Source organism: Staphylococcus pseudoxylosus (assembly GCF_044794325.1).
Lineage (GTDB): Bacteria > Bacillota > Bacilli > Staphylococcales > Staphylococcaceae > Staphylococcus > Staphylococcus pseudoxylosus.
Window position 1 is genome coordinate 1,627,070 of record NZ_CP085024.1, and the last position, 24,950, is coordinate 1,652,019.

The following is a 24,950-nucleotide window of genomic DNA, read 5'->3' on the forward strand; positions in this document are numbered from 1 at the left end:
AAATAATTATCACTATACTTATCATAGATTGCGTTGTTCATTATTTACTTTCTCTTACTTTAGCATAATTCTATTTGGTTTATGTTCTTATGTTTCACATATTCATTTCTTATTTATTTGTTTTAGGTCATATTTCGTATTTTCAGCTCTAACAATTTATTTTCAATAAAATTATCACTACGATTTTAAAGTGCTTAAAATATCATTGGTGGTTAAGCAAAAATTTCATCACGTATTGCGTATTAGTAATACCTACTATACAATATTACTATTCTGAAAATTTTGATAGAGGTGATTCGCTTAATGAAACAAATACTTTTCGTTGGTCTAGGCTTAATCGGCGGCAGTCTAGCGAGTAATTTAAGATACTATCATAATGATATAGAAATTACAGCATTTGATGCTGATACATCTCAATTAGATAAAGCTTTATCTATTGGTATCATTGATTTTCAATCGACAGACTATAAATCAAGCGTCGAAAATGCAGATATCATTATATATGCCACACCCGTACAACAAACAATAAAATATTTACAAGAATTACCAAGCTATCAATTAAAGAAAAACGTTATTATTACAGATACTGGTAGTACAAAATCAACAATTCAACAGTATGAACAATTTCTTTTAAAACGTGATATTCACCTTATCGGCGGCCATCCAATGGCTGGGAGTCATAAATCTGGTGTATTAAATGCTAAAAGACATTTATTTGAGAATGCTTTTTATATACTCGTGCATAATGAACCAGCTAATGATCTAGCTTTTGAAGAAATCCAAGATCTATTAAAAACAACTGATGCTAAATTCATTTCAACAACTGCAGAAGAACATGATTTTGTTACTGGGATTGTTAGTCACGTCCCTCACATTATCGCTTCAAGTTTGGTTCATTTAAATGCGCAACATGTGGATGATTCTGCTTTGGTGAAAACATTGGCTGCTGGTGGTTTTAGAGATATCACTAGAATTGCGAGCAGTAACCCGGTTATGTGGCGTGATATTACAGTTGAGAATAAAGACACTATATTAAGTATCTTAAAAGAATGGAAAGATCAAATGGGAGAAGTTATATCGTTAATTGAGCGTAATAACGCTAAAGATCTCCATGCTTTCTTTAATGATGCTAAAACTTATCGTGATGAACTTCCCCTTAAACAACAAGGAGCGCTTTCTGTGGAGTATGATCTATATGTCGATATTCCGGATAAACCAGGTATGATTAGCAAAGTGACAAACATTCTGAGTTTACATAATATTTCTATAAGCAACCTTAGAATTTTAGAAGTTCGCGAAGATATATATGGGGCATTGCGTATTAGTTTTAAAAATCCTGATGACCGTAAAGCTGGCGCTGAGGCACTCAATGATTTTGATACTTATATTGGTTAATATATGAAATTTTATAAGTGGGGCTACGAAATCATTTTTCGTAGCCCCATTAGTTTAATAGTTTAAACAATGGTTTTTAGGTTTATGTGAGCTATTGCTCATGCATAACTCCCATTAACTCAACTAAATTGGTATGTGAGCTGTGAGGCTTTACATTTTATGGCCTGCCATAAGACCAAGACGACCATGTTTTGTACCTGCATCTGTATAAGATACCGCTCTAGATACAATTCCTCGTCCAAATTTCCGATGTAAGGCGTCTATAGTTTTAGCTAGCTTTTCATTTCTTTTTCTTTCGTACTCATCAATAAATAAATTCAATTGTCTATCTTTCTCATCGATGAACTGAGTTAAAGAAATACTTACTGTACGAAATAATGCATAAGGGTCACATAATTTATCTGCAAAACCTTCAACCACTTTATACATATTATCTTCTAGATTGGTTGGATCTTCTAACGTATACTGTTTGCTTATACCTCCTTCATCACTGTAACCAAATGAAAAGTGAATCGTCTTAGCTAATTGATTTCTCCCTCTAACACGACTAGCAACATCCTCAATCAATTCACGCATAACTACTTTGGCTTCGCTGTATCGATAATCTCGCATGAGTATTTGGCTCTTACAAATAGATGGATTCATCACTTTATATTTATCTCGCACTCTACTTTCATCAATTCCATTTGCATGTAAATGTAAATCAATACCAATGATACCTAAGTCTCTTTTTAAATACGTATATGAATAATGTGCTAAGTCACCAACAGTAAAAATTCCCCTTTTATTCAATTTAGCTTCTGTTCTTCTGCTAATCCCCCAAAATTTGCTCAATGGTTGAATTGGCCAAAGTTTTTTAGGTACATCTTGATAACGCCATTCTGCAATTAAACTATCGTTATGTTTGGCTTCTATATCCATTGCAATTTTACTCAATAACATATTTGAGCCTATGCCTATGGAACAATTAATACCTGTTGCTTCTTTAATTTCAAGTTGTAATTTTTGACAAAATGAATAAACTGTACTACTAAATCTATGATAACTATTCGTCACATCCATAAAGAATTCGTCTATACTGTATTGATGCAAGTCTTCTGGCGCAATATATTGCAATGCAATTTTTGATATTTCTATAGAAACTTCCAAATATTTTCGCATGCTTGGATTAATTATATAAATGTCATTTCTATGTGGTATTTCAAATAATCTAGATCCAGTTTTGATGCCTAGTGCTTTTAATGGTCCTGTCGCAGCTAATACTACTGAACCTTGTCTTTTAGTATCAGCAACCACTGCTAATTTTTCAGTCATAGGGTCTAATCCTTTTTGAATACAAGATACACTCGCAAAGAAACTCTTTTGATCTATACACAAGACGTCTCTTTCTTCCACTAGATTATAATCATACATATCAAACAACCTCCCTGAATTAATTCTATTATATACGAACACCTGTTCTTAATCAATATAAAAAAGAACAAACGTTCCTACAGGGTTACTTTTATAATTTTTCGAATTTTCGTGATATAATATCTTTAAATTATTTTAGGAGGAATTACATATGCCAATCGTAAATGTAAAATTATTAGAAGGTCGTTCAGATGAACAACTCAAAGACTTAGTAAGTGAAGTAACAAATGCAGTTGAAAAAACAACTGGTGCTAATAAAGAAGCAATCCAAGTAGTTATAGAAGAAATGAAATCATCACATTATGGGGTTGCAGGAGTTAGAAAATCTGATCAGTAGTAATAATTATTCTATTACAGAATATGAGCTCATCTTATCTAAAAATAAGAATCTTGCACCAAAAAATAGAGCAAAAATCCAATTTATTTAAAAATATTTCACCATCCTATCTCAAAGGGTAAAAGATCGACCTGAGCTATTACTCATGCATAAGTCCCACTAACTCAATAAATTGGGAAGTGGGACTTTATGTTATAATAATGAAGTCGCCTATCTCTCAGGCGTCAGTTCGACGTAGAGAGGAGGTGTATTATTTGTTAATCTTTTTCGTTCACATCATTGCGCCAGTCATCAGTGGCTGCGCCATCGCATATTTTACTTACTGGCTAAGTAAACGCGATAGATAACTCGTAGGCGACAATAGCCAACACTATAAAAAATCCCCCTCACTATGACAGTAGCGAGGGGGATTGGTGTATTAATGCTAATCTTTTTCGTTAAATCTATTATAACATCATACTGCGTAAAAATGCAAAAACTTCACCAATTCTATACTTCTTGCTAAATATAATTACTGGGACAGACTAACAAAATACGATAAAAATCAAGTGCTATATTACTTCTTTGTCTCACACTTACATAGTAGCAATATTATTCATCCAAGAATTTCTTAACTGCTTCTTTGTTTTTCTCTTTATCAATTTCTAAAGCACTGCCATCCATTGGTGACTGGATATCTTGATAAGTACCCTTAACTGGTAATGTTATAGAATCTACATTCTTATCGCCACGAATACCGAAATTCAACCCTGATTGCACCAATGCAGAATCTGGCATATTGGTGTTTAAATAGCCTCTTAAAATACCTGCAACTCTAGGTAACTTGAGAATTGAATCTACACTCACAAGTTCCTCTTTTAGCGATTGCATCACTTGTTGCTGTCTACGGACACGTCCAAAATCTCCTTCAGGGTCATGTCTAAATCTCGCATAACCTAAGAGCTCTTTACCATTTAAACGATGATGACCTTTTTTCAACGATACGCCAATATTTTTTGACATGTCTTTTTCAACGTCTATCGGTACACCGTTCGGTTCCAGTTCATCTATCATTTTTTCAAAACCAGTGAAATCTAAAACAGCGTAATATTCAGGATCAATACCTAAATTTTTCTTCAACGTTTGTCTTAATAATTCTGGTCCGCCGATGGAATATGCAGAGTTAATCTTATGTTGCCCATTTCCTGGAATGTCAGCATAGATATCACGCATGACAGAGACCATCTTCATCTTTTTATTAACATAATCGTATTGAGCGATCATAATAGAATCTGTTCTAGAAATACCACCATCTTCGGCGTCTGCTCCTAATACCATTACCGTAATCTTACCGTCATTTTTAGTGGCACCATTAAATTTTTCTTGCTTTAATGTTTTCCCGTGGTCTTTCGCATAATTAATACCGGAATTATAACCATGCACTGCATAACCTACGATAATTGCTAAAATCACAATAAAAATTAAAATGATTATCGGTAATTTCTTAAGCCGCTTCTTCTTAACCCTACGCATAGGCGCTTCTTTAGTGTTGTTGCTTGAGTTTGTATTACTTCTTTGTTTGTCTTCATTCATTAGTATCAACCTTATATCTTCAAAATTGCACTTCTATGTACTATAATTAACATATATTAAAGTTATATAAAAAGAGTATAAAAATCAAGTGATATCTTTATATATGGTACTAAGGTCTAATACGGAAAGGATGTTAAGCATGAATATTAATAAAGCATACTTCGCTGGAGGTTGCTTTTGGTGTATGGTTAAACCCTTTGATACATTTGAAGGCATAGAAAAAGTAACCTCTGGGTATATGGGAGGACATGTAGATAACCCTTCATATGAACAAGTCAAAAGTGGTAATACCGGCCATTTGGAAACTGTCGAAATCGAATATGATGTCGCATTGTTTTCCTACAACAAATTATTAGAAATTTTCTTTTCTGTAATAGATCCATCTGATGAAGGCGGGCAATTCCAAGATAGAGGTTCACAATACAAAACTGCTATCTTCTACACAAATGAAGATCAAAAAGAACTGGCAGAAATTTATATTGAGAAATTAAAGAATACTATGGATAAAGACAAAGCGATTGCAACAAAAATTCTACCCGCTTCTACATTTTACGAAGCAGAAGCTGAACATCAAGATTTTTATAAAAAGAATCCTGAGCGTTATGCAAAAGAACAACAAGATCGTCAAAATTATGAAAAAGGCTTAGATATGTAACATACATCAAATCCTTATATTTACAGAGGCAATTCGAGCCAGCGCAATAAATGAAATAAAACTATTGCTATCATTTTGTCTCATATAAATCATCAATTATATAAATTTTAAAGCCGGAGTAGTATTTACTACATCCGGCTTTATTATAGATGATTACCAATTAATTTTGTTTTTTCATTTCTAATGGAATTTTGTTTTTCTGCTCTACTTTCTTACCATCAAATAAATTCATTACTGTTTTAATGCTTTCCTCTCCCATTAAATGAGGTTGTTGCGCAACAGTAGCATATAATTTATTGTTTTCTACCGATTTAATTGCATCCTCGTTACCATCAAAACCAATAACTTTAATATCCTTATTACCCACCGCTTCTACAGCACCTAGTGCCATTTCATCATTTTGCGCAAAAATAGCTTTGATATCTGGATGTGCTTGTATAATATTTTGCGTCACATTCAATCCTTCTGTTCTATTGAACTTAGCACTTTGCTTCGATACCACATCAAGTGATTTATCTGCTACGTTATGGAATCCTTTACCACGTTCTCTCGTTGCACTTGCACCAGGTATACCTTCTAATTCAGCAACTTTCGTATTTTTACCGAATTGCTCTACAATGAGTTGGCCACCCATTTCTCCACCTTTAACATTATCTGAAGCAATAAATGATGCAACTTCCCCTTTAGCAACTTCTCTATCCAAAGTAATTACTGGGATATTTTGATCATTCGCAATTTGGATGCTACCAGAAATCGCATCTGAATCTGTTGGATTAACAATAAGGTAGTCTACATTTTGTTGAATTAAATCATCAATGTCATTTGATTGTTTTGCTGCATCATCTTGTGCATCGGCAAATTTCACTTTAACGCCTTGTTTTTTTGCTTCATCCTCAATACCATCTTTTATTTTTACAAAAAATGGATTATTTAACGTAGATATACTAACGCCAATGACAACTTCAGATTTTTTCTTGTTTGATTTATCCTTGTTATTATTTTCTAATGGAGATTCTAGTGAACACCCTGCTAAAAATAACAATATTGCAATAGCACTAATAAATACCTTTTTCATTAAATGACCTCCTCTATGATTTATTCTTTCTATCTATTAGCACTGCAATAATAATCACAACACCTTTAACGACTTGTTGATAAAATGAAGACACACCCAATAGGTTTAAACCATTGTTTAGTACCCCTATAATAAGCACACCGATTAATGTGCCGAGAATACGTCCTTTACCCCCTGTAAGTGAAGTACCTCCAAGTACTACAGCTGCAATAGCATCCAATTCATATGACATGCCCGCTGTTGGTTGTGCAGAATTTAAACGAGATGTTAATATTGCTCCTGCCATCGCAGACATTAAGCCAGCTAAACTATATATCATAACCTTCAACTTATTGACTTTGATTCCTGAAATAAATGCCGCTTTTTCATTACCGCCCATAGCATAAGTTTGTCTACCAAACACCGTTTTATGTAAAATAATATATAAAATAATGAAGGTGATAAACATCGTAACTGCTGGTACAGGTATACCTAAAAAGTAACCACGTCCAAATAGTTGAAATGCATAACTACCATTTAAATTTGTAATCGGATTACCATCAGTTATAACAAGCGTGAGCCCTCTAAATACGGTCATTGTTGCTAAAGTTGCGATAAATGGTGCCATCTTACCTAATGTAATTAAAATCCCGTTAATCGCTCCTAAAATAGCACCAAAGATACAACCAATTAACAACGCAACAATTGAATCAACACCTGTTACCATTAATATAGCTATCATCGCACTAGATAACGCAAGCGTGGATCCAACTGATAGGTCTATCCCCCCTGTCAAAATAACAAATGTCATACCAAATGCTATTAAACCATTAATAGATACTTGTCTTAATAAATTAAACAAATTAGATGGTTCTAAAAAAGCACTGTTTAATACACTTATGATAATGACTAATAATATTAATCCAATAAATGGTATAATTTTTTCTAAATATGAAAAAGATAACTTAGATTGATTCATTTATTTTCCCTCCAGTAGCTAAAGTCATGATACGTTCTTCAGATAACGATGCTTTATCTAATATCCCTGCAATGTTACCTTCATGGACAACAGCAACATTGTCACTCATGCCAATAACCTCAGGTAATTCTGATGAAATCATAATAATAGACATTCCTCTTTCTGTAAGTTCATTCATTAATTGATATATTTCTCTTTTAGCACCTACATCTATTCCTCTAGTAGGCTCATCTAAAATCAATACGCGTGGTGCTGTCGCTATCCATTTTGCTAAAACTACTTTTTGTTGGTTCCCACCAGACAAATCTATGCACGCATCATCTTGTTTGCCTTTAATATTTAATCGCTTAATCATTTGCTGTGTATATTGTTCCATTGAACCTTGAGCTAGAAAACCTGATTTTGAAAAACTTTTTAACGCAGGTAATGATATATTCTCTAAAATAGAATCCTGTAGAACTAATCCTTCTTCTTTTCTATTTTCAGTGATAAAAGCTAAACCATGTTTTATAGATTGGTGAGGATTATTCATATAAATAGCGTTACCATTCAACTCGACTTGCATAGTCCCTTTATCTAGACCAAACAACACGCGCATAATCTCTGATCTACCTGCACCCATTAAACCACTAAAACCTAAGATTTCTCCTTTATGCAACTCAAAGTGAACCGATTTTAGATTATGCTCATTTGAACTAAGCTCCTTAACAGAAAGTACTAATTTATCTTGCTCATAATTCCTTTCAGGATATTGGTTATCTAAATCTCGACCTATCATCGCCTTGACGATTTGTGGATGTGTTGTAGATTCAGTAGCAGACGTTAAAATAGAACGACCATCTCTCATAACGGTAATACGATCAGAAATACTAAATATTTCTTCCATTCTATGTGAAATATAGACAAAAGATACGCCTTCACTTTTTAACTTTTTGATTTGTTCAAATAACACTTCTATTTCATTATTGGTTAATGCAGCAGTTGGCTCATCCATTATAATAACTTTAGCCTCTTGCATAAGTGCTTTACTAATTTCTAACATTTGTTGCATACCAACAGATAAATCTCCTGCTAATTGATTTAAATCAATCGTTATATTCAATTTTTTAAATATCTCTTGTGCTTGTACCCTCATGGCTTTATTATCTACAATACCGAAAAATTTAGTTGTTTCTTTTCCTAGAAATAAGTTTTCTAACACTGTCAAATTAGGCCAAATATTCAATTCTTGTTGTATAAACGCGACACCATGATTTTCAGCATCTTTAGTATTCTTAAAATGGATTGGTTGGCCATTTTCTATTACGGTGCCACCATCCGCTTCATAGACACCTGTTAGTATTTTCATTAATGTACTTTTACCAGCACCATTTTCACCCATTAATGCATGGACCTCTGCATCGGCGATTTCAAAATCCACACCCAACAACACATCATTTTGTCCAAATGATTTATATATTTGATCCATATTAATCATTATTAATCACCCCTTTAAAATAAAACGCCACTCTTCAATATCGCATTAGCAAAAGGTTTAGCTTCGCCTGTTCTGATAATAGCTTTAACTTTCTCACTATCCGCTTTTAACTGTTCATGAGATACAGTACTAATATCGATGTTTTCTGACACCAGTTGTATATAGAGGGCATCATTTTGCTCAATCATTTCATTAGCAATCGTTACTTGCTCAATTACCATATGATTTTTTATTAAGTGAAACACTTCTAAAAATGATGGTTTCCCAAATTCTAAGGCAAGGTCTATTTTCTTAACCCCTTGTGGTACTGGCAAACCACAATCAGCAATAATAATTTGATCTGTATGACCTAAATCACTTAGCAATTTTGAAATTTCGCTATTTAAAATACCTGTTTTATACATCAAACCGCTCCTTTATTTATGTAACCCGTTACATGTTACGCATTAATGACGTGTACTCGATCTTTTTATTACGGAAATGGCTACTTTTTCTAGTTCGAAACAATCTTGATGATCGTACAATTTAAGTAACTTTGACATTGCTAGTTCTCCTAAACGATAAGCCGACTGATCGATTGTACTAATTTGGGGAAATGTCATTGTTGAAAATGGTATATTATCATACCCCACAATTTGAACATCCTTTGGAATACGCAAATTATGTTGTTGAAGTATCCCCATTACTTTAATTGCTAATAAATCATTACTGCAGATCATACTATCTATATTGTGTGTCCTAATTAAATTAATAAATGAACCTTCATCGTTTAAATCCTGCGCTAAATATGTTTTATAGTTAATACCATATTCTTCAAACATTGACACTACACCTTTAACGCGATGTTTAAAAGCATCAATCGTTAAATCTTCATGTACGATTAGACCATCATTGCAGCCTCCTTCAATAACTAGTTCTGCTTGACGTTGTCCACCTTCATAATGATCAGTTGAAACACCTGATATTTCATTATGAGTTCGGTCGACAAATACAAAAGGCATATGAAGCGGTTCTAACATATTTTCAATTATATTTTCGTTGAGTGCAGTAGTAATCATGCCAGCGCAATTATGAGATACAAATGTTGTTAAATAAGCCTTTGCTTTTTCTGTATCATTATCACTGTTACCAATTAAAACTTGGTAGCCATGTTCAACAGCAACATCTTCTACGCCTCTTGCAATTAACGTAAAGAATGGATTACTTATATCTGGTAGGAGCAATCCAATCATTTTTGATTTTCTTTTATATAATGTTCTTGCCGCTTCATTTGGTTGGTAATTCAGTTCTGCAATTGCACGATCAATTTGCGATCGCGTTTGTGCCTTAACATACCCAGTATTGTTAATCGCTCTAGAAACAGTTGCAACTGAGCAACCGGCTAATAGTGCTACATCTTTTATCGTTGTCAGTAAAATCACCCCTTATATGTAACCGTTTTCATATTACCACATATTTTCTCTATTTAACAGAGTGTTTCCATGATTAAATAACGATTATAAATACTACCTCAATTATTAATTATTTTTTACAGTAAGCAATAAAATATAATAAGAAAAAGTTTTATATGATGATGCCACTTTACTCCATATATAGAATTTTGTTCGTATAAAAATTCTATATTCCCTATATCACTAAGATTAATAGAAATATAATTCATACATTCACTTTTTAATATAGATAACGCGCCTGTTAAAGATGATGAACAACTATACAACACACAGCACAAATTATGTATGTTTAAATAAAATTGAATTGATATATCTTTGTACCAAGATATTATTTACTACTATTGATAAAATTTTCGTACAACAAACTATCTTTTCCTTCAACTAATTTAACCTCATAAATAGCTATATTCTTTTTACATAGTGCTCTAATTAAATCTGGTATAAATTGTTGCTCTGCTTTTAATAATAATACTGTTACATTATCAACATCTATAAATGTGTAACTATAATAGTTCGGGAGAAATGGTTTAATTAATTTTTCAATGATTTTTATAACTGTCTTACGAATTTTATACCCATCTAACCCTCCAATACTTATTATAAAAACTTTTTGTTCATCTGAATATTCTCTATAATCTAGCAATTTATATACCTCATTTTTTTATTTTTAATTATTATAGATTATTGATTTATAAGAAACAATTAAAATATACATTCGCATTTTTGTAATAGCATAAAGTTTATTTATGAAGTAAGTGTTTATCATTTTAAATCAAGAAAATATCTGTAATTTATAAACTTACCCGTAACTATCAATACTTCTCATAAAAGCAATTTGATAGTTGAAATTTAAGTTAAAAAACTAGCAGTAAGCCGCATGCTTTATCACTATGAATAGACGACATTTTTTAATTTGTCACTTCAAAAAAGTAATAATACATATAAATGTTAATAAGAAAACACACGTATAATATGTTCACAATAAAATGAATAAGATTTCAATACATCATTGAAAGCGTTTTCTAATGATGATATATTTATATTGTACCTTTAACAAAGGGGTAACGAGAAATTCAAATATAGTTAGAATCAAAATGATATTTAAAAGGGTAACAATTGTTAGTTTATTAAAGTAGTTAATAACTTCTCCAAAGATTAACTACACAAACCATTAAGCACTATTAAACTCCTTAAAAAGCACCTCACATGCATATGACATGTGGGGTGCTTCATGTTGTACTTCAGCTATCTTTTCTAATGACACGCATTACTTTTAACATGCTCACCCATAATGAGTGACGTTTACGATAAACGAGAAATCTTGGCTCCCATTTCGGATTGAATTTCTCTTTATATCTTCTGAGACCTTGGAATCTATATAGACCGTTAAAATGTTCAAATACACGGCCAGCTATTCTTTCACCATAAAATGAATAAGGAATTTGTCCCACATTAGATAATGTCGCCATTCCCATATTAAAATGTTCATAGTTATTAGCTTTTGACCAAAGTAGCATATTCAAGTATAAACTATCCATTAATGGCAACTCAATGTCTTGTTTCCAACGTATTAAATCAACTGAAATCACGCCATTATAATAAGTTGGCATCAATGTGCAGAAAGCAATGACGGATTGTTCATTATCTTTTAACACGCCTATCGGAGCTTGTGATATATAATGTTCGTCAAAACTACCAACAGAAAAATGCATTTCATTTTTATCAGCTAACCACTCATCACTTATGGCTTTTAAATCAGCAATCATCTGTTGTGAAAACGGTGGCTCCACCACTTCAAATGAATAACCCAAATCATCAAGTTTATTTAGCGTCGCTCGCAAACCACGCTTTTTCTTCCCTGACGTTGTAAATGTCGTTAAATTTATAACGGCTTCTTCACCTAATTTAAAGAATTGGTTACCAAAACTATGATAGAGTGACATGTGTTTATCCGTTACTTGATAAAAAATAATATCATAACCTAAATATTCCGCTTCTTGATAAAATGATTCTAATAAACTATAAAATGATTCTGTATTACCAATTGGATCACCTAAAATAATATACGTATTATTATGATAGCGGTACATTACAAAAGCATCTTCATTGTCATTTATAAAAAACTTCTTATCTCCACTGTACATTAAGTGACTTAAATAATTCCCATTGTATTTGTCAATAATCGATTCACAAGTAGCGATGTTATTTCTACTATTTGATAATCGATACCTGTATTCAAACCACCATACGATAACACCAACTATAATTGCTACTAATAAAATAGTAATCCAGAAATAATATCTCAAAATAGAAGTCAGCATTTCAATATGATAAATATCTAGAGAATAAAACGTACGCTTAATCACAAGATGATTAATATGTAGTATGATCGCACCTGTAATAACACTTAATAATAACTTGGAATACCTAAACGGTCGTTTGATAATTCGAGCTCGTTTATAAAATACAAGCAATAATACAAAGATCACTGTAAGCCAACTTAATAGTATAAATGATGCATACGTATAAGCCGTTGCAATAAATATAAACAATACAGAAATAATTGCAAATAGTATCGCACGTTTAGATAATTTATATACACCTATAACATTCAATAATAATAATAAACACGCACAGGTATGAATTGACACAATAATATAATAGATATAGTGATTTGGATCATATAATCCATCATAAATAATTGTTAAATTATTTAAAAAGAATACTAAACTCGTAAATAGCAATAAAAGTGCCATAGCAAAAGATGGTATACGTGCAATTATGTCCTTTTGATATGAGCCTAACAAGGATGTCATATCTTTTACTGGCACTAATATGCGTGAATCTTCCCAGTAACGTTTGGCAGTACTACGGAATTCAAATGTAGATAAAATCAGTGCAATAAGTACAGGGAATAAATAATAAGCAAAACGGTAAAGTAACAAACCTAAAACGATTGCTTCCTCATTAATATTTAATGCCTTTAAACCTAACAGTACAACTAAATCAAATGTACCAAATCCACCAGGAATAAAACTGATTAATCCCGATAACGCTGCTAGAATAAAAATCCCCATAAATGTAGCAAAAGGTATTTGAACACCTACGATAGCCATTGCCATGTATAACACTAATGCTGCAACAAACCATTCAACACCTGAAACAATTGTGCAATATACGCCAAGCAATCTATGTGTTTTTTGTACGGGCTTAATTATAGTGAATACCACAAATATTGGTAAAAACAATGCTACTACGTACATTAACCATTTAATCCATGGATACGGTGTAAAAATATGCGAAATATCTAAGACATGAATCACTACTAAGATAGAAAGCAAACTTAAACCAGTTAACATTGAAATTAAAACAATAGAAATGGTATGTAGCAGTGCTTTTTTATCATCAGTTGTATTTTTATAAAATAGGAAACGTACACTGGCCCCTATAAATCCTCCAAAGCCCACAACAGCATTCAAAGCATTTACAATATAACCAATTCTAATCGTTTTAACTAAACCAATTTTTAGCTTTAATGTTTTGGCTAAGATTACATCATACATTGAGAGTACTATAATAGATGCGCCACCACTAAGGAACAGTGCAACGAGCCAAAACCTATTAATTTTACTAAATGATTTTATAGCGTCTTTGAGATTAATATGTGAAAGCTCTTTGTATAAAGTAATAGCAACAATTGTAAATAACGTAAATGCGAATACAATTTTTAATATAGAAAATAATTTGCTTCTCAATTCTTTTGACATCTTTTCACTTCACTTTTAATAATCTAATCGTTCCATAAAAATATAGCACAAGAACAATACATAATAAATAAATTTTTTAATAATAACTACTAACAAAATTGTTAGACGCATGATTCAATTTTAAATATCATGAATCAAACATCATTAAATAGGGTGAAATACTCATTAATATAGCCATATAATACAAAACTTACATTAAGAACTATAAACTAACTCAGTAAGTTAATAACGCGTCACGAAAATAATTAAGGACGAGACAGAAACCATATTTTAGAAATTGGTTTCATCATCTCGTCCTCGATCGTTTTTTATAACTATAGTATATTATAAAAACGTCTATAGATTACAGTATGTACTTGTATAATATCTATAGACGCTTATCAATTTGTGTACTAGTCGTACCGCTTCAGTATGAAAACTTTTATGATATAAAATCAAAATGAAAATAGTATGCATTGTCAAAGCACACTGAAGAAAATTTATAATAATTTAACGAATTTCTTCGTCTGTTGTAATTTCATATTCTCCAGCATCTTCACCATAATACTTATTATATCTACGTTTAAACATAGTATATAAATGTGATACTAATACTTTTAATATCGCATAAGCCGGTATACCTAAAATCACGCCTACAATACCTAATAAGTTACCTGCACTTAATAAGATGAAAATGATTGTTAATGGGTGTATTTTAAGTGTTTTACCCATGACATTAGGTGAAATCAGATGACCTTCGATAAACTGAACAGCCGTCCATACTACAATCAATTTCAATAGCATAATTGGAGAAGTTATTAACGCAATAATAATTGCTGGCGATATTGCGATTGTAGGACCTATGTATGGTACTACACTTGTAACAGCAGCAATTGATGCTAGAATCAAACTATAATCTAATCCAATAATGCTATAACCTATAAATAATAAAATACCAATACAAAATGAAACAATAATTTGACCTTGAATATAAGAACCAACTTGAACACTCATTTTGTCTAATAAATCATGATAATCTTTTCTGAATTTAGGTGGCATTAATTTTGTAGAAAACTCTTTAAAGCGATGTCCATCTTTCAACATAAAGAACAACACAAATGGTGTTGTCGCAATGACTACACCAACATTTACAATTGCTTCAGCAAAATTCTTAACCTTTGAGCCAAATCCGTTAAAGTAATCTGAAACCATAGATGGCAATTTGTTAGCCAACGCGTCCAACTGCTCTTGAATTTGACTATAGAAATTCGATATCAATGAGTACTTTGTAACACTATCTATAAATTGATTGACCTTATCTACATATGATGGGAAATTATTACCAAAACTTCTGAATTGAGACCCTATTACAGGTATCAAAAGGTTAATAACAAGTGTTATCACACCTACAATCAATAGGAATAATATGATTACGCCCCATAACCTAGAAATATTATAACGTTCCATTAAATTGACTAATGGATTCAATAGATAATATAGGATAACTGAAACAATAATAGGCGCAACAATAGTATTAAAAATGATAATGAATGGTTTGAAAATATAAGATACTTGATCAAATATAAATATTGCGATACCTACTAATATTAAAATTAACAAACCAAAAAGTAAGTCTTTACCCCCCGCAAACTTCATGAAGCGGGTTTCAGGAAAACTAAGTTTTAACTTGTCTTTCCCCTTTTTATTTTCTTGTTTTACATTGTCTTCGTTCGACATATAACTCACCATACCTTAAATTAATTCTAAAAATAGTAATTACTTATTATGAATATAAATAGACGGTACAAAACTCTATCATAAAAAGCTTTAATAGTTTGTTGTACTATACTTAATAATAACACATTCTTTAAATGACAATCATCTATTATACTAAATTATAAGTGTCATCTCGCTTCTGCATAGATTATTCACTATTCCATTACAATTAAACACATTTTCTAAATTTTTCTCAATTATAATTAAATGAAAAGTGATATTGAATATAGAAAGCGAAACAATTAAAAATAAGTTGAATAAATAACCAAATTAAGAATTTCACGATTTTGATCTTGTATGATTGACTAAGCTATGGTTCGATCTTGCAGTTTCTCACTCATACTTCCCCTGGCGGCAACACGTTTCAAAATCGAAAAAATTATATGTTTTAGTACAAAAAATAAAGCCCTTTCGTATAATAAATTACCATCACATAATTTTAAAAAGAGATGCCTTAAGTATAAAGGTTATAACATGACTCAACTTACACTACCAATGGAAACTTCAAGATTTCATAAAAAAAGAAAACATCAATTTCTATATAACTCAGTAGAAATTGATGTTTATTCTTTAGTCAGAGATATTTAGGTTCCAGATCTATAAAAAATACTTTCTTTTTACGTCGTTGCTTTATTACCAGTATCACTATTATCTCGAATATTAGCAAGGTGTTTACTAGCTTTCTTTTTCGGGATAGGCACAATATAATTTCCAAATGGTAATTTGCCAATTAAATATACAATGAATACTGATAAAGCAACAGCTGCTACAAATACACCCATAAATTTACTTTGGGCATCGATATCCTCAACAAGAGGCAAACGCTTCACGAATTGGATTGCTACATAATGTACTAAATAGATACCCATTGAGTAATTTCCTATTAATGTGAGTGTACGCAAAATGATTTTATTTTTCTTTACATGTTCAAACATGTAGTTAAGAAATACAATAAAAAACGGGATATAAATTATATTTGAAACATGGATTGAACTGTGTAAATTGTCTAGATCAATACTGATCAATAAATCAATAAATAATATACCTATAATAATTGAAAGTAACGCCTTATATTTAAATATCAGTACTTTTATTTCATTGTAAAATTTTGCATAAACAATACCTAAAATGAAAAAGGATATCCAATTCATAATGAAGAGTTTATCATTTACAAACCGTTCTAGTCCACCGCCACCCAATGACACTGGTCCCATCATTATCCAAACTATATTAGCAATAGTTGCAACTACGAATAAAGCAATAATTGGCCATCCTTTTTTAAATTTGTGTACAAATGGAAATAAAAAGTAGAATTGTATTACTGTTAATATAAAATATAGATGAAAGTTTGCCTTGCCGAATACAAAATAATTGATTAATTTACCATCATCCTCTAAGTTATGTAAAAAATAAGCCCTGTATAGTAAATAAAAAATGGTCCATATAATATAAGGGATTAAGATTTTGCTAAATCTTGATTTTATAAAATAATTCAAGCTAAAACCTTTATGAACGACAGAAATAGTTAATAAAAAAGCACTAATTACTGCAAAAACAGGTGTACCTAACCTTGCAATTTGATTTATATACCCTAATCCATCTGAAGTGAATGAGTCTCCTGAAAGTGCGATACTATTAACTGTATGAATGGCAACAACAAGCATAGCTGCCACTGATCTAATTATAGGAATTTCATCATAGTACTTAATACGAAAACATCCCCTTTAAACAAAACAACTTTAAAACTAATTCTATGATTTTTAGTTGGTATAGTAAAGTGAATTTGCATACATAAATAAAAATATAATACTTTCATTACACGCAATTAAAACTCTTAATATTAACTTTATAATATACAACTAATTACACATTTAGTTTCCTATAAACTCCAACTTTGTCATAGATATTAACAATATATAATAAATATAATTGCAAAATTAAAAATACGACATCACACTGTTTAGTGACATCGTATTTTTTGAATGTAAACTATTTAAAGGTTTTAATCATTAGGTGTATTAGTATGATCGGCATCAACCATAAAATGGTAGACATGTAAAGTTAAATAAATAACTTCTGCATCATATATTTTAATACCCAATTCCTGCTGCAACATTTTCATTATTTTTAATGCGATATTGAAGCATAAAGGATACTGAGTTTTCAATAACTCTTCAAAAGCATTTGTTTTTTGCAAATTTTCTCCAGTTCTCAATCTTTTAATTAAAAATTGGATATGCCTAATAAAGCGTTGATACTGGACTGTGTCTTTTTCTATATCATGTTTTAAGTCATGTTCTAGAATAAATATACTTTTATTAATCAAACGATTAATCAGTTCCATTTCACGTATAGATAAAGTTTCCGTATTAGAAGCTATATGTAATGCTATAAAACCTATTTCGTCTTCTGGAAAATTCACATCTAATACGTGGTTTAAACGATCAATTACTTTTTCAGCAATGCCATATGCCTCTGTATATAATTGCTTTGTTTCTACAACAAAGGGGTTATTTATTAATTGATTTTGTTTCAATCGCTTATATGCAAATATAATATGATCTGTTAAAGATATGACCAATTTTTGATTATCTATCTTCATTACTGAATTTGTAATAATATTAACAGCTTCAATGACTGCTTGAATTAATGTGTCATCAGCTTGTTCAACCAGAGATTTATAATGGTCTTGTTGAGATTTTTGATCTAATATATACGTTTTTTCAACTGTTTGATTTTCTTGCAAAGTCATGCCACTTTTTTTATTAAAGCCAATGCCTTTAGCAATGAGCACATATTCTTCTTGTGCTTTTTTACAGATAATAACATTATTATTTAAAACCTTAGTTATCAGGTAATCATTCACATGAATCATCCTTCTTTTTCTGTCAATCAATATTATATAGTGTATTTTCAAAAATTGAAAGACATAAAAGAGCCTTTCAATTTCTCACTAACCAGTGATCTATTTGAAAGGCTCTATTCGTTAATATAAGTAATTTTTAATTATTTTTTCATGCCCCAACTTTCAATACCAAATAAATTAATTTCTAATTCTTCTGGTCTGAAAATAGGTTTTTTACCGGCTCTACGTTGACGTTGGTAATCGTTCATAACAGCAAATGCGATATTTGATAGTCCAATGATTGCCACTAAGTTGACAATTGCCATTAATCCCATGAATAAATCGGCAGTACTCCAAACAACATCTGTTTTAGCAACTGCACCAATAAATACTAACACGACGACTAAACATCTAAATATAAATAAAATTGTTCTATTTTTAGATAAAAATTCAATGTTAGATTGTCCATAATAATAGTTACCTACAACTGAAGAGAATGCAAACAGCGTGATCGCAATTGTTAAAAAGATACCGCCAGCACTACCTAAATGTTCATTTAAAGCAGATTGTGTAACAGCAACACCTTGTGCTGCATTGTCACCAAATTCTAAACCTGTGTAAAGTAAAATCATAATGGCAGTAGATGTACATACAAGCATAGTATCAAAGAATACACCTAAAGATTGAATTAAGCCTTGCTTGACTGGGTGTGGTGCAGCAGCCGTTGCAGCAGCATTAGGTGCTGAACCCATACCCGCTTCATTTGAGAACAAACCACGTTTAACACCTTGCAAAATTGTAGCACCAATCGCGCCCCCTGTAGCTTGCTCAAAACCAAATGCACTTTTTACAATTGTAGAAATCATAGGAATGATTTGATCGAAATTCATGAATAAGATGATAACAACCATGAAAATGTATATTATCGCCATTACAGGTACAATTACTGATGACATAGTTGCAATACTACGCACACCACCAAAGATAATAATTGCTGTAAATACTGCCAATACAATACCTGTTATCGCAGGACTTACATTATATTGTGTTTTCAATGATTCAGCGATTGTATTTGATTGAACAGTATTAAACACAAATGCAAATGTAACTGTTATTAATACTGCAAAAACAATACCTAACCATTTTTGGTTTAAACCTCTCGTTATGTAATACGCCGGACCACCACGGAACCCGCCTTCTTTATCAGGTACTTTGTAGACTTGTGCTAAAGTTGCTTCAATAAATGCACTTGCTGCCCCGATAAAAGCGATCACCCACATCCAAAATACAGCACCAGGACCACCGAGTACAATTGCGGTTGCAACACCAGCGATATTACCTGTACCTACACGTGAAGCTGCACTAATTGCAAACGCTTGGAATGGAGCAATACCTTTCTTACCATTATCTAATGTTTCAGGTTTTTCACCAATAGCGCGAAACATTTCTGGAATCCATCTTAACTGAACAAATTTTGAGCCGATTGTAAAGAATATACCGGCTGTTATTAACAGTCCAATTAAATATTGTGACCAGATTAAATCATTCCCGACTTGAACAAATGCTTTGAACCAATCTGGAATTAAACCATCAAAATCTCTCAATTTAATCCCTCTCATCTTATGTATATTTAATTTCAAAATTAGAGCAAGAGATTTATAGCTACGCTCATAGTCATACGCCTTATATTATAACTATGAGTATGAGTAAAAAATTGTGAATGCTGTTAACTAAACACATCTTTTATACTGCGCTATAAACCTCTTTATTAATTATTTATTGCACCTAACTGGTATTTTATCACTATATAGTTGTATTTACTAACAATTTTTTATAAGATGTTTTATTTTACTTCTAAAGCTTTTATTTCACCGAAATCACTAGTATCTACGATAAAACTACCATTTGTATATTGTTCTGATAAGTGGATATCCTTGATTAAGCCAGACTCTTGCTGCTTATCAGAGTAAATTGTATAAGTCGTTTGATCTGATTGAATGACTGCAGCGTCTATAATACGATGCGGTGCTTTCTTTAATTCTTTTAATAACGTAATACCACGCTGTGCGCGTTTTGCTGTTTGTAATACTTTAAAGCTGATACGTTTTAAAGATCCGCGTTGTGTCGCCATTAATATTGTATTATTTGGAGTTACAATATCTGTTAATACCACATAGTCTTCATCTTTTAAGTTAATAGATTTAACACCTGCTGCTCTCAAGCCAGTATCAGAAAGTTCATCACTATCGTAAGTAAGCGACATACCTTTGTTTGTTACCACAGTAACCAATTGTTTCTCTGATATACGCATAACACTTATAATTTCATCATTGTCTTTCAACTTCATGGAAACAAGTGGCTTATTATATCGTGTCGTTTTAAACATAGATACGTTACTCTTTTTAATCATACCATTACGTGTCGCTAAGATATAAAATGCTTCTGGCTTAAAGTTATTTTCACAAAAAGCGTTAACAACATATTCTCCTTCATCAAGTGGCACAATTTGAGAGACATGTTGTCCTAAGTCTTTCCATTTTATATCAGCTAATTTATGAACAGGTATAAATAGGTAACGCCCTTTATTGGTAAACACTAATGCTGTATCTAAAGTGTTGACTTCTTCATATTTCATGATTGCGTCTCCATCTTTAGTACCTACTTCATCTACACCACTTGCATTAAAACTACGTAATGAAGTGCGCTTAATATAACCATGCTTAGTGATACTCATAATTACAGTTTCACTAGGGACCATCACTTCTTTGTCAATCTTAATCTCTGATATCTCAGCCTCTATAGAGGATAGTCGATTTTGTTTAAATCTATTACGAATTTCGGTTAATTCCTCTTTAATTACATTTAATAATGCATCGTGATTATCTAAAATATTTCTCAAACGCTCGATTAACGCTTTCAATTCATCATGTTCTTCTTGTAGCTGAACAATATCTGTATTCGTCAAACGATACAATTGTAATGTCACTATCGCTTCCGCTTGAGCTTCAGTAAAGTCATATTCAGCTACCAAATTATCTTTAGCATCTTTTTTATTTTTTGAAGCTCTAATAAGTTTAATCACTTCGTCTAATATAGATAAAGCTTTCATTAAACCTTCAACAATATGCATTCTACTCTCAGCATGGTCTAGTTCATAACGTGTACGTTTCGTTACGACATCTATTTGATGATTTAAATAACTATCTATAAATTGACGGATGCCCATTAATACTGGTCGACCTTCACTAATAGCAACCATGTTAAAGTTATATGAAACTTGTAAATCTGTATTTTTATAAAGGAAATTAGCTACAGCTTCACTATTAATATCTTTTTTCAATTCGATTGCAATACGTAAGCCTGTACGATCAGTTTCGTCTCTAACTTCGACGATACCATCAACCTTTTTATCAGCACGTAATTCATCCATTTTTTTAACTAATGCACTCTTATTCACTTCATAAGGTACTTCTGTAACAATGAGTTGTTTTCTACCATTTCTTAATTCTTCAACCTCTACTTTTGAACGAACTACGATCTTCCCTTTACCTGATTCATAAGCTTTTTTAATACCATCCACACCTTGGATAATACCACCTGTTGGAAAATCAGGACCTTTGATATATTTCATCAATTGATTCACTGTTATATCCGGATTATCAATAAACTTAAGTGTTGCTTGAATCACTTCGCCAAGGTTATGTGGCGGAATATCTGTAGCATAACCAGCAGAAATCCCAGTACTACCATTTATCAATAAATTAGGAAGTCTTGCAGGCAAGACCATCGGTTCCATCGTCGTATCATCATAGTTTGGCATAAATGGTACAGTTTCTTTGTTAATATCTCTTAAAAGTTCTTCTGAAAGACGGCTTAATTTTGCTTCAGTATAACGCATTGCTGCAGCTGGGTCATTATCGATACTACCGTTATTACCTTGCATTTCTATAAGTACATGACGTAGTTTCCATCCTTGACTTAAACGTACCATCGCATCATATACAGACGTATCACCGTGCGGATGATACTGACCTATAACATCACCGACAGTTTTAGCACTTTTACGGAAATTTTTGTCGTAAGTGTTACCGCTTGAATACATTGCATATAAAATACGTCTTTGAACAGGCTTGAGACCGTCACGAACGTCTGGCAGTGCACGTTCTTGAATGATGTATTTACTATATCTACCAAAACGATCGCCAATAACATCTTCTAGCGATAAATCTTGAATTACTTCACTCAATTTACTTCCTCCTCATTAGGCGCTTCCTGTTCCAATATTTGAATTTCATTATTATCTAAAATACTTTGTTGTTCTTGTAAACCAAATTCAACATGATTTTCAATCCATTCACGTCTTGGTGCAACTTTGTCACCCATTAGTGTTGTAACACGTTTAGATGAACGTAACTCATCTTCAACTTGTACTCTGATCAAGGTTCTCGTATCAGGGTTCATTGTCGTTTCCCACAATTGGTCGGCATTCATTTCACCTAGACCTTTATAACGTTGTAATGAGAAACCTTTTCCTAATTTTCGTTGTAATTTCTCTAATTCTTCATCTGTCCAAGCGTATTCTACTTTTTTAGATGCACCTTTTCCTTTTTCAAGTTTATAAAGTGGTGGTAATGCAATAAATACTCTACCCGCCTCAACTAATGGCTTCATATATTTAAAGAAGAATGTTAATAATAACACTTGAATATGTGCACCATCTGTATCGGCATCTGTCATTATAATGATTCTATTGTAGTTGCTATCTTCAATTTTGAACTCATTTCCGACACCAGCGCCAATAGTATGAATAATTGTATTAATTTCTTCATTTTTAAAAATATCATCAAGACGTGCTTTCTCAGTATTAATGACTTTACCTCTAAGTGGTAAAATCGCTTGGTATTTACGGTCACGACCTAACTTTGCAGAGCCTCCCGCTGAGTCACCTTCGACAAGGTACAATTCTTTTTTCTCGGTATTTTTACTTTGTGCAGGTGTAAGTTTACCAGAAAGTAAAGTATCTTTACGTTTATTTTTCTTACCTGAACGTGCATCTTCTCTCGCTTTACGCGCTGCTTCTCTAGCTTGTTGTGCCTTTAAAGCTTTTTTAACTAACGATTTAGATAATTGCCCTTTTTCTTCCAAATAATATGGCAATTTGTCGGCTACTACTGAATCTACTGCGCTTCTGGCTTCAGGTGTGCCTAATTTAGATTTAGTTTGTCCTTCAAATTGTAACAATTCTTCAGGAATTCGAATTGAAATAATAGCAGTTAAACCTTCTCTTATATCATTACCATCTAAATTTTTATCTTTTTCTTTCAATTCATTAATACGACGTGCATAATCATTAAACACACGAGTCATAGCTGTTTTAAACCCAACTTCATGTGTGCCACCATCTTTTGTACGTACATTATTAACAAAACTTAATATGCCTTCTGAATATTGATCGTTATATTGGAATGCAACTTCCACTTCAATATTATTAGCTTCCCCAGAGAAATCTGCTACATCGTGTAATACTTCTTTCCCTTCATTGACATAAGCAACGAACTCTTTAATACCATCTTCATAATGGAAGATATCTTCACGTTCTTTGCCTGCTCTTAAGTCTTTTAGTGTGATTCTCAAGCGTTTAAGTAAAAACGCTGATTCTTGTAGTCTTTCACTTAAAACATCGTAATTAAACGATGTAGATGCTTTGAATATTTCTGGATCTGGTTTAAATGTCACTTTAGTACCAGTCTTTTTAGTTTTACCATGTTTTTTCAAACCAGTTGTCGGTTTCCCACCATCTGCAAAGCTCTGAGAATATATATTACCATCTCTATAAATTTCAACTTCCAACCATTCACTCAAAGCATTGACAACTGAAGCGCCAACACCGTGTAAGCCACCTGACGTTTTATAACCGCCTTGTCCGAATTTTCCACCTGCATGAAGTACCGTAAAAATGACTTGAACAGTAGGTTTTCCAGAAGTATGAATACCTGTAGGCATGCCACGTCCATTATCTTCTATAGTAATGCTCTCATCTTTATTTATCGTAACAGTAATTTCACTTCCGAAACCATTTAATACTTCATCGACGGAATTATCGACAACTTCATATACTAGATGATGTAAACCACGTTTATCGGTAGAACCAATATACATCCCAGGTCTTTTTCTAACGGCCTCTAATCCCTCAAGTACCTGAATGGAATCATCCGAATAATTATTTTTTTTATTCATTGCCAATCGTTTC

Annotated in this window: 19 protein-coding genes; 4 read left to right on the forward strand and 15 right to left on the reverse strand. The window is 32.0% G+C overall.

Annotation, left to right across the window (positions count from 1 at the left end; all coding sequences use genetic code 11):
• Window positions 1–303: 303 nt before the first annotated feature.
• The gene (locus tag LG295_RS07840) at window positions 304–1,395 is read left to right on the forward strand and encodes a prephenate dehydrogenase (protein ID WP_107531575.1); all 1,092 of its coding nucleotides are present in this window, start codon (window positions 304–306) and stop codon (window positions 1,393–1,395) included.
• Window positions 1,396–1,545: 150 nt separating this feature from the next.
• Here LG295_RS07840 and LG295_RS07845 read toward each other — a convergent pair whose 3' ends face one another.
• Window positions 1,546–2,808 carry a Y-family DNA polymerase gene (locus tag LG295_RS07845; RefSeq protein WP_107558638.1) on the reverse strand — a complete coding sequence of 421 codons (1,263 nt, stop codon included), beginning with the start codon at window positions 2,806–2,808 and terminating at the stop codon, window positions 1,546–1,548.
• A gap of 151 nt (window positions 2,809–2,959) precedes the next feature.
• On the opposite strand from LG295_RS07845, the gene LG295_RS07850 reads away from it, so the two are divergent.
• Together LG295_RS07850 and LG295_RS07855 are read left to right on the forward strand one after the other, a co-directional pair.
• On the forward strand, window positions 2,960–3,145 hold the full coding sequence (locus LG295_RS07850) for a 2-hydroxymuconate tautomerase (protein WP_017724403.1): 186 nt from the start codon (window positions 2,960–2,962) through the stop codon (window positions 3,143–3,145).
• A gap of 254 nt (window positions 3,146–3,399) precedes the next feature.
• Window positions 3,400–3,492, forward strand: a complete 93-nt coding sequence (locus LG295_RS07855) for a type I toxin-antitoxin system Fst family toxin (protein WP_107531577.1) — start codon at window positions 3,400–3,402, stop codon at window positions 3,490–3,492.
• Window positions 3,493–3,736: 244 nt separating this feature from the next.
• On the opposite strand, the gene LG295_RS07860 is transcribed toward LG295_RS07855, so the two are convergent.
• Complete coding sequence (locus LG295_RS07860) at window positions 3,737–4,717, reverse strand: LCP family protein (RefSeq protein WP_107531578.1); 981 nt, start codon at window positions 4,715–4,717, stop codon at window positions 3,737–3,739.
• Between the two features lie 139 nt (window positions 4,718–4,856).
• On the opposite strand from LG295_RS07860, the gene msrA reads away from it, so the two are divergent.
• The gene (gene msrA / locus LG295_RS07865) at window positions 4,857–5,372 is read left to right on the forward strand and encodes a peptide-methionine (S)-S-oxide reductase MsrA (protein WP_325999073.1); all 516 of its coding nucleotides are present in this window, start codon (window positions 4,857–4,859) and stop codon (window positions 5,370–5,372) included.
• 160 nt (window positions 5,373–5,532) lie between these two features.
• Here the strand turns inward: msrA and LG295_RS07870 are convergent, their stop codons facing one another.
• The 13 genes from LG295_RS07870 to parE form a co-directional block, all read right to left on the reverse strand.
• Window positions 5,533–6,447 carry a D-ribose ABC transporter substrate-binding protein gene (locus LG295_RS07870; RefSeq protein WP_404475617.1) on the reverse strand — a complete coding sequence of 305 codons (915 nt, stop codon included), beginning with the start codon at window positions 6,445–6,447 and terminating at the stop codon, window positions 5,533–5,535.
• Window positions 6,448–6,460: 13 nt separating this feature from the next.
• Window positions 6,461–7,405, reverse strand: coding sequence for an ABC transporter permease (locus LG295_RS07875; RefSeq protein ID WP_107531581.1), 945 nt, complete (start codon window positions 7,403–7,405; stop codon window positions 6,461–6,463).
• Window positions 7,392–8,882 carry a sugar ABC transporter ATP-binding protein gene (locus LG295_RS07880; RefSeq protein ID WP_318832903.1) on the reverse strand — a complete coding sequence of 497 codons (1,491 nt, stop codon included), beginning with the start codon at window positions 8,880–8,882 and terminating at the stop codon, window positions 7,392–7,394. Before LG295_RS07880 ends, LG295_RS07875 begins: the two co-directional genes overlap by 14 nt.
• 14 nt (window positions 8,883–8,896) lie before the next feature.
• Entirely contained in the window at window positions 8,897–9,286 is a 390-nt protein-coding gene (gene rbsD / locus LG295_RS07885) for a D-ribose pyranase (RefSeq protein WP_107558641.1), read from the reverse strand.
• A 42-nt stretch (window positions 9,287–9,328) separates the two neighbouring features.
• The gene (locus LG295_RS07890; RefSeq protein ID WP_325999060.1) at window positions 9,329–10,303 is read right to left on the reverse strand and encodes a LacI family DNA-binding transcriptional regulator; all 975 of its coding nucleotides are present in this window, start codon (window positions 10,301–10,303) and stop codon (window positions 9,329–9,331) included.
• Between the two features lie 358 nt (window positions 10,304–10,661).
• Window positions 10,662–10,976, reverse strand: a complete 315-nt coding sequence (locus LG295_RS07895; protein ID WP_318832905.1) for a hypothetical protein — start codon at window positions 10,974–10,976, stop codon at window positions 10,662–10,664.
• 598 nt (window positions 10,977–11,574) lie between these two features.
• Window positions 11,575–14,100: a bifunctional lysylphosphatidylglycerol flippase/synthetase MprF gene (gene mprF / locus LG295_RS07900; protein WP_318832906.1), complete on the reverse strand. Its 2,526-nt coding sequence runs from the start codon at window positions 14,098–14,100 to the stop codon at window positions 11,575–11,577.
• Between the two features lie 489 nt (window positions 14,101–14,589).
• A complete protein-coding gene (locus LG295_RS07905) occupies window positions 14,590–15,816 on the reverse strand; it encodes an AI-2E family transporter (protein WP_107531945.1) in 1,227 nt (408 codons plus the stop codon).
• A gap of 656 nt (window positions 15,817–16,472) precedes the next feature.
• Complete coding sequence (locus tag LG295_RS07910; RefSeq protein WP_107531944.1) at window positions 16,473–17,564, reverse strand: acyltransferase; 1,092 nt, start codon at window positions 17,562–17,564, stop codon at window positions 16,473–16,475.
• Between the two features lie 293 nt (window positions 17,565–17,857).
• Window positions 17,858–18,721 carry a glucose PTS transporter transcription antiterminator GlcT gene (gene glcT / locus LG295_RS07915; RefSeq protein ID WP_107531530.1) on the reverse strand — a complete coding sequence of 288 codons (864 nt, stop codon included), beginning with the start codon at window positions 18,719–18,721 and terminating at the stop codon, window positions 17,858–17,860.
• Window positions 18,722–18,861: 140 nt separating this feature from the next.
• Window positions 18,862–20,304, reverse strand: coding sequence for a sodium:alanine symporter family protein (locus tag LG295_RS07920; protein WP_107531529.1), 1,443 nt, complete (start codon window positions 20,302–20,304; stop codon window positions 18,862–18,864).
• A gap of 239 nt (window positions 20,305–20,543) precedes the next feature.
• Window positions 20,544–22,946, reverse strand: coding sequence for a DNA topoisomerase IV subunit A (gene parC, locus LG295_RS07925; RefSeq protein ID WP_318832907.1), 2,403 nt, complete (start codon window positions 22,944–22,946; stop codon window positions 20,544–20,546).
• Window positions 22,943–24,937: a DNA topoisomerase IV subunit B gene (parE, locus tag LG295_RS07930; RefSeq protein ID WP_172592876.1), complete on the reverse strand. Its 1,995-nt coding sequence runs from the start codon at window positions 24,935–24,937 to the stop codon at window positions 22,943–22,945. The genes parC and parE overlap by 4 nt, the downstream gene beginning before the upstream one ends.
• Window positions 24,938–24,950: the final 13 nt, after the last annotated feature.

Bases quoted from the DNA above. Each gene is read 5' to 3' on its own strand.
- LG295_RS07845 (WP_107558638.1), bottom strand. From the start codon at position 2,808: ATGTATGATTATAATCTAGTGGAAGAAAGAGACGTCTTGTGTATAGAT.
- parE (WP_172592876.1), bottom strand. From the start codon at position 24,937: ATGAATAAAAAAAATAATTATTCGGATGATTCCATTCAGGTACTTGAG.
- LG295_RS07905 (WP_107531945.1), bottom strand. From the start codon at position 15,816: ATGTCGAACGAAGACAATGTAAAACAAGAAAATAAAAAGGGGAAAGAC.
- LG295_RS07860 (WP_107531578.1), bottom strand. From the start codon at position 4,717: ATGAATGAAGACAAACAAAGAAGTAATACAAACTCAAGCAACAACACT.
- LG295_RS07840 (WP_107531575.1), top strand. From the start codon at position 304: ATGAAACAAATACTTTTCGTTGGTCTAGGCTTAATCGGCGGCAGTCTA.
- LG295_RS07875 (WP_107531581.1), bottom strand. From the start codon at position 7,405: ATGAATCAATCTAAGTTATCTTTTTCATATTTAGAAAAAATTATACCA.
- mprF (WP_318832906.1), bottom strand. From the start codon at position 14,100: ATGTCAAAAGAATTGAGAAGCAAATTATTTTCTATATTAAAAATTGTA.
- LG295_RS07880 (WP_318832903.1), bottom strand. From the start codon at position 8,882: ATGATTAATATGGATCAAATATATAAATCATTTGGACAAAATGATGTG.
- msrA (WP_325999073.1), top strand. From the start codon at position 4,857: ATGAATATTAATAAAGCATACTTCGCTGGAGGTTGCTTTTGGTGTATG.
- LG295_RS07850 (WP_017724403.1), top strand. From the start codon at position 2,960: ATGCCAATCGTAAATGTAAAATTATTAGAAGGTCGTTCAGATGAACAA.
- rbsD (WP_107558641.1), bottom strand. From the start codon at position 9,286: ATGTATAAAACAGGTATTTTAAATAGCGAAATTTCAAAATTGCTAAGT.
- LG295_RS07870 (WP_404475617.1), bottom strand. From the start codon at position 6,447: ATGAAAAAGGTATTTATTAGTGCTATTGCAATATTGTTATTTTTAGCA.